Source organism: Camelimonas sp. ID_303_24 (assembly GCF_053543495.1).
In genome coordinates this window covers 1-13,084 of sequence record NZ_JBLLJM010000010.1, presented here as the reverse complement: position 1 = coordinate 13,084, position 13,084 = coordinate 1, and the positions used below count along the sequence as shown (strand labels likewise).

Annotated in this window: 16 protein-coding genes; 3 read left to right on the top strand and 13 right to left on the bottom strand. The window is 65.3% G+C overall.

What is annotated here, in order from left to right; translation table 11 throughout:
* Positions 1-5: 5 nt before the first annotated feature.
* The 13 genes from ACERNI_RS10735 to ACERNI_RS10675 all read right to left on the bottom strand — a co-directional run bounded on the left by ACERNI_RS10735 (position 6) and on the right by ACERNI_RS10675 (position 10,784).
* Positions 6-2,111 (bottom strand): terminase gpA endonuclease subunit, encoded by a 2,106-nt coding sequence (locus ACERNI_RS10735; protein WP_448833289.1) that lies wholly within the window; start codon positions 2,109-2,111, stop codon positions 6-8.
* Positions 2,108-2,671, bottom strand: coding sequence for an ArsR family transcriptional regulator (locus ACERNI_RS10730; RefSeq protein ID WP_448833288.1), 564 nt, complete (start codon positions 2,669-2,671; stop codon positions 2,108-2,110). Before ACERNI_RS10730 ends, ACERNI_RS10735 begins: the two co-directional genes overlap by 4 nt.
* A 183-nt stretch (positions 2,672-2,854) precedes the next feature.
* A complete protein-coding gene (locus ACERNI_RS10725; protein WP_448833287.1) occupies positions 2,855-3,433 on the bottom strand; it encodes a hypothetical protein in 579 nt (192 codons plus the stop codon).
* A 235-nt stretch (positions 3,434-3,668) separates the two neighbouring features.
* Entirely contained in the window at positions 3,669-4,433 is a 765-nt protein-coding gene (locus ACERNI_RS10720) for a hypothetical protein (RefSeq protein ID WP_448833286.1), read from the bottom strand.
* Between the two features lie 323 nt (positions 4,434-4,756).
* Positions 4,757-6,481: a DNA primase family protein gene (locus ACERNI_RS10715; RefSeq protein WP_448833285.1), complete on the bottom strand. Its 1,725-nt coding sequence runs from the start codon at positions 6,479-6,481 to the stop codon at positions 4,757-4,759.
* Positions 6,478-6,705, bottom strand: coding sequence for a Lar family restriction alleviation protein (locus ACERNI_RS10710; protein WP_448833284.1), 228 nt, complete (start codon positions 6,703-6,705; stop codon positions 6,478-6,480). Before ACERNI_RS10710 ends, ACERNI_RS10715 begins: the two co-directional genes overlap by 4 nt.
* Positions 6,706-6,707: 2 nt before the next feature.
* A complete protein-coding gene (locus tag ACERNI_RS10705) occupies positions 6,708-7,298 on the bottom strand; it encodes an MT-A70 family methyltransferase (RefSeq protein WP_448833283.1) in 591 nt (196 codons plus the stop codon).
* Positions 7,295-8,473, bottom strand: coding sequence for a DUF7146 domain-containing protein (locus ACERNI_RS10700; protein ID WP_448833282.1), 1,179 nt, complete (start codon positions 8,471-8,473; stop codon positions 7,295-7,297). Before ACERNI_RS10700 ends, ACERNI_RS10705 begins: the two co-directional genes overlap by 4 nt.
* The gene (locus ACERNI_RS10695; RefSeq protein WP_448833281.1) at positions 8,473-9,288 is read right to left on the bottom strand and encodes a DUF5131 family protein; all 816 of its coding nucleotides are present in this window, start codon (positions 9,286-9,288) and stop codon (positions 8,473-8,475) included. The genes ACERNI_RS10700 and ACERNI_RS10695 overlap by 1 nt, the downstream gene beginning before the upstream one ends.
* Positions 9,288-9,512 carry a helix-turn-helix domain-containing protein gene (locus ACERNI_RS10690; protein ID WP_448833280.1) on the bottom strand — a complete coding sequence of 75 codons (225 nt, stop codon included), beginning with the start codon at positions 9,510-9,512 and terminating at the stop codon, positions 9,288-9,290. The genes ACERNI_RS10695 and ACERNI_RS10690 overlap by 1 nt, the downstream gene beginning before the upstream one ends.
* A 7-nt stretch (positions 9,513-9,519) precedes the next feature.
* Positions 9,520-9,753, bottom strand: a complete 234-nt coding sequence (locus tag ACERNI_RS10685) for a hypothetical protein (protein WP_448833279.1) — start codon at positions 9,751-9,753, stop codon at positions 9,520-9,522.
* An 11-nt stretch (positions 9,754-9,764) separates the two neighbouring features.
* The gene (locus ACERNI_RS10680) at positions 9,765-10,211 is read right to left on the bottom strand and encodes a hypothetical protein (protein ID WP_448833278.1); all 447 of its coding nucleotides are present in this window, start codon (positions 10,209-10,211) and stop codon (positions 9,765-9,767) included.
* A gap of 321 nt (positions 10,212-10,532) precedes the next feature.
* Positions 10,533-10,784: a hypothetical protein gene (locus tag ACERNI_RS10675; RefSeq protein ID WP_448833277.1), complete on the bottom strand. Its 252-nt coding sequence runs from the start codon at positions 10,782-10,784 to the stop codon at positions 10,533-10,535.
* 99 nt (positions 10,785-10,883) lie between these two features.
* On the opposite strand from ACERNI_RS10675, the gene ACERNI_RS10670 reads away from it, so the two are divergent.
* The 3 genes from ACERNI_RS10670 to ACERNI_RS10660 all read left to right on the top strand — a co-directional run bounded on the left by ACERNI_RS10670 (position 10,884) and on the right by ACERNI_RS10660 (position 12,836).
* Complete coding sequence (locus ACERNI_RS10670) at positions 10,884-11,561, top strand: LexA family protein (protein WP_448833276.1); 678 nt, start codon at positions 10,884-10,886, stop codon at positions 11,559-11,561.
* Positions 11,562-11,613: 52 nt separating this feature from the next.
* Positions 11,614-12,066, top strand: coding sequence for a hypothetical protein (locus ACERNI_RS10665; RefSeq protein ID WP_448833275.1), 453 nt, complete (start codon positions 11,614-11,616; stop codon positions 12,064-12,066).
* A 146-nt stretch (positions 12,067-12,212) separates the two neighbouring features.
* The gene (locus ACERNI_RS10660) at positions 12,213-12,836 is read left to right on the top strand and encodes a hypothetical protein (RefSeq protein WP_448833274.1); all 624 of its coding nucleotides are present in this window, start codon (positions 12,213-12,215) and stop codon (positions 12,834-12,836) included.
* The last annotated feature ends 248 nt before the right edge of the window (positions 12,837-13,084 follow it).

The following is a 13,084-nucleotide window of genomic DNA, read 5'->3' as shown; positions in this document are numbered from 1 at the left end:
CGTCCTCAGCGGTCAAACCAGTTGCTGCGCGGCGCGATCCAGCCGCCGTCACCCGGGTCATCCGGCGGCGGGGGCGGCGGCTCTGGCGATTGTGGTGGCGGCGCAGCTGCCCGCGCCTTGATGGGCTCCGGAGCAAACAGATCCGGCGTGAGTATGTCGTCAGGCGCCTGACGGGCGCGGGCGAGGGTGCGCCAGTCATCTTCCGACATGGCGGTGAGGCCGAGATGCTCCGCCAGCGCCATGTTGCCGATGCGGCAGTCAAGGTAGTGGTTTTCGCCGCGCTTGGCCCATTTTCGGCCAGTTACCTTGCCACGAACGACAGTGTCCTGAAGGTATTCAGAGGTGATTTGCTTGAAATACACCTCATCGAGCCAGAGGCCGAAGTGACAGAAGCCAGGTGGATAATCCACCAGGCCGTTGTCACCCATCATCCCCTTGCGCAGATTGTCGTAAAACTCGCGCTTTAGCGGCCATGTGCCGGTGCGCCAGAGCTGTGCGCCATTCTTTTGCAGGCGCCCGTCAAGATCGATATCAACCGGCTTGGCCTGCGACGAGATGGCCGGCGTCGCCCAGCCGTCCTGTCCCTTCATGGCGTAGGCGTTGATGCGGGCCGCGCACCAGGCGTAAACCTGATTGGCCCGGCCACCTGATGCGTCGCCGGCGTCGACGCCAAAGGCGTCAGCCGGCATGCGCTGGCCCCAGCACGTCTCATAGGTGCGCTCGTACACCTCGGCCAGAGACGCCCATGCGCCGCGGCGATGGTCCGTGGTATCGCCAGTCAAAAAGCCGACGTCGATGGTCCACGATGCGCGATCCGGCGCCCAGGCGACTACCTCGAAATAGATGCCGGAGTGCTGCACGTCGCAAAACACGGTGACCATCAGCGCTCTGGCTGGCACCTTGCTGCGCGGGTAGTCCTCGCGGCGCTCCATCAAACGCATGTGGTCCGGGGCGTCGCCGCGATAGCGATACGGCAGGCCGAGCACCAGGTTGCTGTAGTCTTTCTCGGCCTTCTCGGTCCCGGCGCGCTGCATCTTGCGCCAGTCCTCGCCCATCGCCTCCAGGCTCATCATCAGCGAGATGTAGGCGTCGAGGTGATAGCCGGGATGGCGGTCAGGCTCTGTCGCCGTCGGGATCCAGCGTCCGGCCCGCACCATGGCGACCCGCTCCGGCTCGCTGATCAGATGGCCGCAGCCTGCGCACACCAGCACCGATTTGTGCGGGTGATCCAGATCGACCAAAAATACCCCGCCTTTGCCAACGGCGGCATCGCCGCTGGCGAGGTCGCGCGTCGAAATCGTCGGCTTGTGCGTCCATGTCTGCTCGCATCCGCACTCTGGGCAGGCCAGGTGCCAGTAACGCTGATCCGACCTCCGGAATGAGCGGTCGATGCGGCAATGGTTGGGACCATCGCCCAGTTCGTCGCCGCTGTCTTCCTCGGGCGTCGAGATCTCGAGGATCTTGTAGTCGCGCGTCCGGCGGAAGGCCGTGAAGCGCCCGAAGAACAGTGTCTCCGGGTCGCCAAAACCGGGGATGTCCTGCCATTTGGACATCTCATCCTTGACGCCCTTTTTAACCGTCTTGGACGACAGGTCCATGGCGGCGTTGGCGTTGGCCAGCGCCATGTATCCGCCGACATATTTTTTTTCAAACGTCGTGCTGCCGACGCCAGAGCGTGACGTCTGCGGCTGGATCACCGGCCCGCGCCGGGGGCGTTGGCGGGCGAGATGATTGTGCCAGGCGTCGATCAGCGGACCCAGCTTTTGGCCGTTGAGATCGCGCAGGGCATCGAGGCCCGGCACGGCGTAGAGCATGTTGGCCGGCTCGCGGTCGGCGACATACAGGCACCAGCCCAGGGCGAGGATTGACGCGCCTGTCTGCTGGCTTTTGCGGATGGTCACCAGATTGCACGGGTGATCGTCTGACAGCCGGTCGGCGATTTCCGCCAGATACGGGGCGCCGCCCGGGCTCCACAACTCTCCGGCATTGGGTCCGTCGACCAGGACAAGGTTGCTTGCCAGCCACTGGCTGACAGGCACAGGCGGCTGCGGTCGGACGGCGCCGGCGATCGTCTCGGCGATCAGCGCCAGCGCATCCGCATATCCACTCATTCAGGTTCGTCCGGATCTGAGTTGTCGGGGTTCGCACCGCCGGACAGGCCGGCGAGCGCGTCGGCAACGTCAGCGCGCATCTTGGCGGCTATGGTCTTGAGCAGCACCCGCACGCCGTGGGCGCCGTCACGGGCGACTGCGGCGGCGATATCGTCGGCGGCGTTGGGCAACCGGTCGATCGTGCGCGTGATCGTGGTTGCGCACGTCACCGCCGCATCGGCGACGCGAGCGACCTCGACCAGATTGCCTTTCTGGCGCTCCAGATCGATGCGCTTGCGCTCGCCCTCGTAGACCGTCTTTTTCCGCAGGGCCTCATCGTATGAGTCTTCCCCCGGCGGCAGCAGTGAGATGGGCGCTGCCCGCTGCGGCCCCTGCGCCTTTGATGGGTCTGAGGTCCGTTCAAGCAGGCTGTCGTAGTGCGCCACGTTGATGGCGCTCACCCGGCCCAGATGATCACGCTCAACTTCAAGACCATGCTGCTGGCAGAGCCGCTTGACCTTGGCGGATACGGTGGGCTTGGACACCCCATCGCGGCGCGCGAGATCGGCTAGGGTCATCATCACCGTTCGTGGTGTGTTAGCCCCTGTTTGGTCGATCGTTAGCACCGTTAGCCCTGATTTTTGAGGTGGTTAACTGACGAAATCCCGGGCGCTTCCTGCCCGACCGGACCCCCTGGGGGCCAGGAGGGACCCGCGACCCTCATGTGAAACATCAGGCAGCGGAATGTTTCACAGGAGGGCGGATCACCCGCCGAACAGGCGGGCAAGCTCATGGGCGAGGCGGTCGGGGAGGCGGGCGCGCACCGTGTCGAAGAACGCATTGCGCGTTGCTCCGGCGACCATCTCCTCTGGGATGAACAGCCCCGACTTCTCCCGGGCAATCGGAAGGCGACCGCCGGCGGCGCGCTTGTAGGCGTGGCCGCCAAGCGACAGCGCTTTACGTCCCGGAAAGCGTCCGCCCTTGAGGAACACGCTGGGAAAAACCCGGCGACTGTTCCACGGGGCGGCCGATACGCCGCGCCGGGTCTCACGGGCGGAAAAGAATTTGAGCGAGACGTTGCCGCCCTTGACGGCGATCACGTAGGAGCCGCTACCGCCGCCCGTTGGGCCGCCGGAATAGGCCTTGTTGGCCTTGAGGGCGCGCACGATGACCTGCCGCTTGAGGCCAGTCTGGGCGGTCAGAGACCGCGTCATCTGGGTTTTGGCCCGCTCGCCCGTGTGGTTGACCGCCCGCCGCAGGGCATCGGGGGCCTTGCTGCGGGCGGCGGCGATCATGTTGCCCAGCCGCAGGTAGTCGGCGGCGTCGACCTTGATCTCGATCACCGCAACACCATGGTTTGGTCATACCTGCTGGCGACGGTCAGCATGCCGGCAACGCTCATGACAACGCCAGCGAGCAGGATGGCTGCCAGCATCAAATTGGCTCCGGTCACATCGTTGCCTCCCGGCCAACAAAAAACCCCGCCCGGATCGTTCCGGCGGGGTGATTTGGACGTATTCGTCTGTGGGGGAATATGCGTCAATGGGGTGAGCGTGTCAAGCGCGTTGTAAGCTGTTGTTATATATGTGAAATTTCTCCGCTGACTTTTGTGCGGGAAGGGCTGTTTTGGCCCGGGCGGCGATCACGAATCCACGGCGACGCAGGTGCGGAGGGCGGTAGCGGCGCATAAAACGCGAGGCGATCAGCCAGCTTGGCGGCCAGTGCGGACAGGGCGCAGTGCCAGACATGGTACTCGGCGCGCGCTGCAATCACGCTCTCCCACGACGGGCCGGAACGCACCGCGCGCTTGCGACCATGGGCATCGACACCGCCAGAGGGGCCAGGCCGCGAAGCTGGACGCCGCGCCTCCGCATAGCACTCCGGCCGCTCCGAGATCCGCGCATGCTGGATCACCAGCACCGACGTCACCGCCTTGCTGACCGGGCGCGCATCCGACCAATCCACGCGACCGGAGAGGGTGGAGACACGCACAAGGGCCGGGCCGTGGGCGGTATTGCGCACGTCCATGCCGGCGGCGGCGATCTCATCCCGCAGCCAGATCCGCACCGCTCCGTCGCGCTGCGTCTCGCAAAACATGTCGTCCAGCGCCAGCACAGCGTCATGCACGGTCACCGCGTCGTCGGCGATCTTGGCCCCCATGCTGGTCAGCCAGCGCCCGCTGGACTGCACCCGGACGCCCAGCGCCGCGACGCCGGCCATGTCGCTGGAGGACAGAGACGGCCCTGCCAGATCGCGATCAGCCTGCGCCGCCCAGCGATCAACCCGTTGCACGCCATAGGCCCAGTGGAGCAACGCCTCGATATCGATTGTGGTCTTGGCCATGCCATTTGCCCCTGTGCGATGGTTGCGAGGGTTATGCGATAGACGCCCAACAACCCTCGCGCTCAATTTTGTGTTTGATATCAGTAGTTTGTTTTGTATTTGCGAGGGTTGCGAGGGTTAAGGTCTATAGTGCGTATAAAAACGATTGATAATCACACCCCGTAGCCCCGGTTGCTTATGTATAGGCGCGCGCAACCCTCGCAACCCTCGCGCAACGCCAGCAACCATTTGAAAACACGCGCAAAAACCAGTGCGAGGGTGTTGGTTTGTCTATCGCGCGACCCTCGCAACCATCGCGCGCCAAATCCGGGCGTGAGCGTCCGTCACGGGTCCAGCGAGCCATAGGGGCTGCGGGGCCTGGGCACGTCTACAAGCTCGATGCCAAGCCATTTCCGGACGCGTTTATCCTCCCGCCTGAACCCCTTTTTCTTCAGGGCGAGGCTAAAAGTCTTTTCCGTCCAAGGTCTTATGGCGTTGGCCTCGCAGAACAGCTTGAACGCCTCGTACATATCGCGGGCCTGCACATCCGTGGTGATGCACTCGCGCACGCACGTGGTGACAAAGGCGCCCACCGGGTCAAGATCCTCCCGGTGCGCCTCTGTCAGCGAGGACACGGCGGGCGGCTCGTGCAAGCCCTCCCGCAGAAAGCGCAGCGCCCCCTCAATGGCCCAATTGAGGATGCCAGGGGCCTCCGCCATCATCTCGCCAACCACCTCTTTGAGCGGTCGCTGCTCATTCGCCGGCACCTTGACCGGCCAGAGCACAAATTTGAGCCGCCGCCAGATGCCGTGATCCAGACCGCCAACATCCGGCAAGTCGTTGCCGGACATGAAGGGGATAAACTCCGGCAAAAGGTCGAAAAACCCCTTGTGCAGGTTGCGGACCGGCATCGGCTCGCCACCAGTCATGGTTTTTACCAATCCCTCGCGCAGCGGCGAATTGCGCGGCAGCTCTGAGATGGCGACAAACCTCTTGCCGGCGAGGCGAGCAAAGTCGGGCGTAGCCTGGTCTCCGCGCCCCTCAAGCGCGCCAGCGATGGATTCCGGCTTTAGCCGGCCGCCATAGGTGCCCAAAACTTCCGAAATGATCTCCATAAACACTGATTTGCCGTTGGCCCCGTCTCCGTACAAAAAGATCAGCACCTGCGTCGTCGCCCCGCCGAGCAACGCCCGGCCAACGGCCGTCTGAATAAACCGCCGCACCTCCGCATCCGGCTGAAACCGCTCCAGCCACGCCAAAAACAGGTGCGCCACGGCCTTCGGGTCATAGGTGCAGGGCGATATCTTGGCGATCAGGTGCTCCGGGTTATGGGGCAGCAGCTCGACGCTGGCGTGCGCGATCATGCGCCGCGCATCCGGGTCCGGACACTCCAGATCCTCCTCAACCCACTTGCGGAATCGCAGCGTCCCGTTGCCCACGTTGAACAGCATGTGGTCGGCATCCAGATCCGCCGGCGCGCAGGAGCGGTGCGGCAGCGCCTGGGAGATCATGGACATGGTGCGGTTGCGGTTGCCGCTGGAGACGGCAAAGCTGTGCCGGTCGCCGCGGCGCTTGCCGTTGCGCTTTTCGGCGGCCTCGGCGCGGCCCAGCAGGGCCTTGGTCTCCGCCGTCTGCTCGGCGCTGTCATCTGCGCGGATCCTGGCGGCCTCAGCGACCATGCGGGCGTCTGCTGGCGACATGACGATATGGCCACACTCCAGCTTGATCCGGCGCGCCGTCTCCTGCGCCATGCGCTGCAGCGTCTCATCGCCGCCGTCTGGGTCCCAGTGGGTGCCGCGCCAGATATGGGCGCCGATCTCGCGCACGCTCAGCCACCTGTCGCCAAAATGGTTAAGCAGCCGCCGGCCGTTGTCGGTGTCGTTTTGGTCGAGGCGGGCGCAGGCCTGCACCACGGCCGGGTCTGGCTTGCCAAACGGCGAGGGTCCGCCATCCCCGTCACCGCCGTCATCGGGTGGCTGCGGAGGTCCGCCGCCGTCCATGTCGGTGGCGTCGTAAGGCTCGGCATTGTCGACCAGATCGACAATGCCTTTCATGGCGTCGTCGCTCATGCCGGGGCTCCGTCACCACGCTTGCGCTTGTTCCAGGCGCGGATAGCCCCGCGCTCGCCGCGATGGGACTCAGCCTCCGGGTCGCATCCATCACCATCCGCCTGAGGCCCGCGCGCGCCACAATCGTTGCAGATCATGGCGAAGCTGCCGTAGTCCAAACACTCGACAAACGTCGCCTCTGACCGGCAAAATGGGCACGGCTTTGGTTTTGCAATACGTGGCATTGTCAGCCCCCCACCGCCTCGGCGGCGTCAAACTTGCTGATCTCATTGCCCCAGCCGTCCCACCCGGGCCGGCTCTGGCGGGCGAAAATGTCGGCGCGGCGCAGGCCGGGCGCGACGGCCTCGATCAGCGCATAGGCCTCGTCCGGCTTGCGCGAGTGCTCCCGCGCCACGCCGTCGACCAGCGCTTCGTCTATGGTCTCGATGAGGTTGGAGACGCCGGGTCCGCGCGCGCCGGAATCCTTGAGCGTGCCGATCAAAAACGGCTCGCAGACGCTACGCAGCACATAGCCTGGCCCCCAGCGCAGCTTGCCGCTGGCGGTGCGCTTGGCCCATGCGCCGCCGGTCACTGGCTTGACGCCCCAGGCGCGCATCACGGCGGCCTGACGGTCGAACAGCGGCCAGGTGCACCACATCATCATCACGCCGCCCGGCGCGAGGAGATCGCCAGCGCGCAGCGCCTCGATATCGTCAAACGACATGGTGTCGTATTGAGCTTCGGGGGATTTGGCCTGCCCGGCGGTGGAGTACGTCTCCCACGGCCATGGTGGGTCAATCATCACCACGTCATAGGCAAATGGCTGCAGATCAATCACGCCGCCGACTCCATCAATAAGTTGTTGAAATCCTTGCCATCCGGCGCAAATGCGCGGCGAATATCGCGCCCCGGCCGCGCATAGCGGCGGGCGGCGCGCTGCAGCGTCGTCTCAGTTAGAAAGCGGTCGCTGTCGCCGTCGCCGAGCAGCAGCACGCGCTCAACGCTGTCCGGCACAGGGATGGCGCGGGCGTCCATGTCCGGCATGGGGCCGGGGATGCGTAGGGGGCTTCCGTCAGGCCGTCTGGCGGTTGGGTGCAGCGCGAGGCCGGCTGCATGCCCGCCCAGATTGCCGAGGTCGACAGATGACCAAAAGGCAGTGCCATCCAGATCGCGTCCAATGGCAGCCATTGCGGTCCACACGGACAGCACCGTCTCGATGCCCTCGCCAATCACCAGGGCAACCGGGGAGGCGCAGCGGATCAGCTCAATGCGCCCGCCAACCTTGACGCCGCGCACCTTTTTGGCCGGCAGGGCCTCGCCGGTGTCCGGGTCGAGGATCACCGCTTTGCCCTTGGGCTGCGCCAGATCAATCCAGGTGATGTGCAGGCCGGAAAACGCTCCATCCGGCCCGACGATCGGCGCCAGCATGGCCGGGCCGCGATGGATAACGCGCGCGCGGTCTTTGTCCGGACGCCCGGGCCGGGCCTCGCGCCCGTGGTAATAGGGCATGTCCTCAACAGCGCGCAGGCGGTTGCTCATCAACTGCCAGATGCCGCGTCGCGCCAGATAGCCCGCGATGGATGGCGTTGATGGCGGCCCGGCCCGCTGCCAGATGTCGTACAGCCGCCGCCGCTCAGTCTCGGCCCGCCGCGCCGCCGTCTGGGCGCGCTCCGCCTCCCGCGCCCTGCGCTCGGCTGCCCGCTGGCGCTCCAGTTCGGGGTCAACAGCCTCGGCCCCGCCGCCCAGCCGCTCAACGGCGGCGCGAAAATCGCAGCCGTCGCGCAGCTCGACAAAGCGGATGACGTCGCCGCCGGCCTGGCAGACGGCGCAAACAAAGGTGTTGGTGTCCAGCCGGATCTCAAAGCGCTGGCCCCGGTCGCTGCCGCCGCAAAACGGGCAGGGGCCAGTCAGCCCACGCCCCATGCGGCTGGCGCGCAGCGGCACGCCGGCAATGTCAGCAATGCGTTTATCGGACCGGATGCGATCGATTTCGGATTGGGCGATGCGGGCCATTACGCAGGCTCCGCAACCGAGGGACGCGCGTCATGCATGACGCCGTCGATCTGCCGACCCGAATGGCGTTTGCCGACGCGGACGCCATCCAGCCACTCACCATTTTGCTTGTGGTGATAGGCCACGCCGTCAGCGGCGCATTGGTCGCGGATCGAGCGGAACCAATCGAGACTTGACGGGCGCGCGGCGTGGCCGCCCTGATCTGTCTCGCCGCCGGTGATCACCCAATCGATCCCGATCAGGTTGGAGCCGAAGTTGATCGGCCCCAGCAGCGGTTCGCACGACAGAAAGATGAACAGTGGCGGCGTGCCAGCTTCTTCCAGTTCCTCTGCCGCGCAGCTGAGGTTGAAAACCCCATTGTCTGCGCGTGGCTGATCCTCGACGGTAGCGCCGATCGCCGCGTTCGGCGGCAGGCCACCGGCCTCATGTGCCAGCCAAGCGATGTTCTGCGGCCGCTTTGTGAGCAGCAGGTAAACCAGCTTCGGCGTCGCCCGCATCACCGCGAACGCATCGGCGCGCCATTGCGGATCGACCTTGCTGTCAAAGATGTCGGCGAGCGAGGCGCAGAACACGAATGGCCGTGTCCCTTCGGCCTCCGCCCAGCGCTGCCAGCGCAGCGGATCATTCCAAGTGTGCGCTCCGGTGCGGATGCGGTCGCCGACGCCGGCGCCGGGGCGGCCCCATTTGACGCGACCCATGCGTTTGTCCATCAGCGCTTCGGCATAGCAGCCGTCGCATGCGGGCGAGACCTTTGTGCAGCCGACCCAAGGGTTCCAGGTGTGGTCTGCCCACGAGATTAGAGTGTTTTCACCCATCACGCCGTCTCCCGCATCGCCCTACGGATCAATTCCGAAAAATCCCCGCCCCAGATGTCGTTGCCGCGCAGGGCGCGGGAGACAGTGGCGCGGCTCAGGTGCAGCGCGCGGGCAATCGCGTGCTGCGGCCAGCCAACCTCCTGGAGGCGGCGCGCGGCCCGGTGCAGGCGCGCCATGTTGCGGCGCACCACGATCACCGGCCTGCGGCGGCGGGTCCGGGACATCACCCCGTCACCGCCGGAAGTGCGCGACATTGGCCGCGGCGACGCCGTGCAGGCGCCCGCGCCAGTTGAACGGCAGCAGGTCGCGCGGATCCTCGGCGACGTCGGGATACTCCCGGTCGCAATGGGCGCGCAGATCGGCGAGGTGCGCCTCGCTGGAGTCTATCATCCGTTGCACGGCGGCGCTGACATACAGGCGCTCCTGCTCGGGCAACTCATCAATCATCACATCGGTCACAGGCATGGGGCGCGTCCTCAATCGTTGGCTACGGTGGAGAGTTTTCGGGTCACGCGGGTCAGCGCGTCCTGGTGCGGGGCCATCCGCGCCAGCACCCGCTTGGCCTCGGCCGGCGTCACCACGCCATCGGCCAGGGCTGCGGACATCTCGGCGGTGACGCCGGAGGAGGTGCCCGTCAGCTCCACCAGGTCGGAGACAAAGCAATCGCGCTCCGCCTCATCGTCGGCGATGGGCGTGAGCCGGTGACTGCTAAGCTGCGCCAGCGCCCGCGAAACAATGGGTTTTTGGGAGAGGTATTCGAGCTGGAAAATCACCTCGAGCGGCGGCAGCTCGCCATAGGCGTCGCCCTGCCAGCGGCTGATCGTGCCGGCAGATGCGCCCGTGATTTGCGCCACCCGCTGCGCCGGCGTTGAGCCCGGCGCGGTCATGGCGAGGAACTGGGCGCGCACCGCAGCTTTGATCAAAGAAAAGAGGCCATCAGGCAAAGCATCAGCGCTCACGAAAAATCCCCCTTTGGATTTTCGTTACGAAACTCGGGTTTTGCGGGCAGGGTCAGCGCATCAGATCAGCGCGGAACAACTACGGGGGAGCACGGGAATGACGGACAAGCCACACGCCAACGGACACCATCCAGATGGACGGGCGCCCAAGCCACAGCGCCGCCAGGGCGACGCCGTCGCCCCAAACGATGCCGGCGCGCACAAGGGCGTGGCCGACGCGGGTCCCCATCCGACGATGTTGGCCCTGCGCGATGCAGTGCAAAGGCTGGAGACGATCAGACGACGTCATGCGGCTACTCCGGCGGGGGAGCGCGCGGGGCGCGCAAAACCACGCGGCCAAGGCTGATCGGCGGGCCAGTTGTCGGAAAGCCACTGCACCGCCGCCTCAAGGCGCACGGTCGTGATATCCGACCCGGCCAGCATTTTGGCCACCTTGGTGCCGTCGCCGAAAATAAGAGTGGACGCCCGCCCGAGACTGATCTCGCGCGCCGCGCAATAGGCCTCGATCAGGCCAAGAAGGGTCTCTTTGAGAGTCATGCTCAGACGATGGGATTAAAATATCGCATCGTCAAGGGGTTTTTTGATCGCTAACCCTTCGCGCTGGATACGATTAATCTATCGCGCATGGATAAGTCGATGACAAATGAAGACATTTTGGCGCGCATTGAGACGCGGCTGCGCGATCTTGGTATGTCCGAGCGGGCCGCAGGCCTCAAGGCCGGGGGCTCAGCGGGGCTTATTCGCAACCTTAGACGTAAGCCGGACCAATTCCCGAGAGTTGATAGCGTGCGCGACATTGCCGCTGCGCTTGAAGTCAGCCCTGCCTGGCTGGCCTTCGGTGATGAAGCGCCCCCGGTTACACCATCGTCCTATAACGTCCCGGTGATGGGGGAGGTCGCCGCCGGCCAGTGGCTGGATGTGGGTGATGCGGTGGATACGCCGCGCTATGAGACATCCTCCGTCCCGTATGATTCGCGCTACGACCCGGATGACCAGTTTGATTTGATCGTCCGGGGCACGTCGATCAACCGCGTGGCGCGTGAGGGCGACTATCTGCGCTGTCTGCGATTCGACGCGCCTGCCGCCGGCCTTGCTGATGGGGCGCTATGCATTGTCGAGCGCCGCCGCGCACAAGGCGGGCAGGTGGAAACGACGGCCAAGCGGCTGCGCCGCAGGGATTGGCATATCGAGCTCTGGCCGGACTCTGACGATGACCGGTGGCAAACCCCCATAATTCTTGGGGCCAACACGCGGGATCCAGACGAAACGGTTGCCGTCATAGCGCGCGTGCTCTGGTCTTATCGTCAGCTATAAGCCGGGCCATCTAGGCAGGTCGTAGAGCCCCCGGACACCAGGGAGGAGCGTCATGGTAAGCCGCAATCTGATGGCTGTGGTCATCCTTTTTGGTTTTCTCGGCGTCCTGGCGCTCTCGATGGCCGGAAGTGACGCCGGGGCGGACGCTGCCGGCGCTCCACAGGCCGGAAGTGAAGCCTGCACATCGGCTAATGATGCAGCGATGTGCGAGGCCACAAGGCAACAGATTGCAGATTGGCACGCCAAGGCGATGAAGGGTGACTACCAAGCCCAGCGCAATGTTTCGTTTTGTATGTCAACGACTTGCGACAAAGCTGTGCGCTTTGATCCTGACGGCGGATGCGCATGGCGGCAGGTCATTACCCTATCCCGCCACGCAAGCATGGATAGCAGCGACGCCTCCAATCAGCGGCTGTATTGCGGGCATCGCTACGTCACAAGCTCCGCGCAGGCCAATGCAATTGCCAAGCAGATTATGGGGGAGATCAGCAGGGGCGAACGATAGCCCTGGGCCCCGCTCCCACATCGTGGCAGCTCGCTACGGTCGCGCACCGGCATCGGGGTTATGGGATATATTAATCGCATTTTTATTGACGCGATATAAAAACCGAACTACGGTCGCTCCAGATCACATCTGGAAGGCGACCGCACATGTATCTTCCGCTTCGCGCGCAGACTGCTGATAGCGCGCCAGCCTGCAAGGCTCACCACCAATCCCTGCTCGACCACCTTGGCGGCGACCGCCCCGTGGTCTACCGCACGCTCGGCCAGCGGCTGCGCTCAACCCGCCTTGCCCTCATTGTCGGGCAGATCGGGCCGGTTGAGGTCATCCAGTGCCTGGCTCAGGGTCGCGACGAGGCGCTGCGCCTCGTCCTCGCTCAGGTCAACCTGCATCAGGCGGCCGGCGTTGATGACAAGCCGTATGCTGCGCGGCTGTCGGATGGCGTAAGCGGCGGATTCGAGTGTGGTCATGTTGCCCCCCATGGCAATGGCCCCATCGACTTTACCGCGCCGCTCCCCCCGCGCAACGAAAACAGGGTCGCCACCCACGACGGCCACATCTGGCCGCAGCCGCGCCAGCGCATGACGGACGCCAGGGCGATCCGCAAGCGCATGGCCGGGGAGGTGAGGGCGGAGATCAACCGCGCCGGCGCCGACGCCACGATCAGCGCTGACGACTTCCGGCGGCGCGGCTGGACTGACTGCCAGATCAACCTGCACGCCGCCGCCGCCATCGACGCCGCCACCGCTGGCAAGCGGAGGGACGCGGCATGAGCGAGCCAACCCTCCAAAACGGCTGGGTGACTGACGACGCCGGAAACCGCGCCAGCATTTCATGGTGGGGCAGCGAGGAGGCCGCCCGCGCCTCGCTCGCGACCCTCAGCAATTGCCGCGATTGCACCAACTGCTCGGACTGCTCGGACTGCTCGGGCTGCTCGCGCTGCTCGGGCTGCTCGGGCTGCTCGCGCTGCTCGGACTGCTCGCGCTGCTCGGACTGCTCGCGCTGCTCGGGCTGCTCGGAC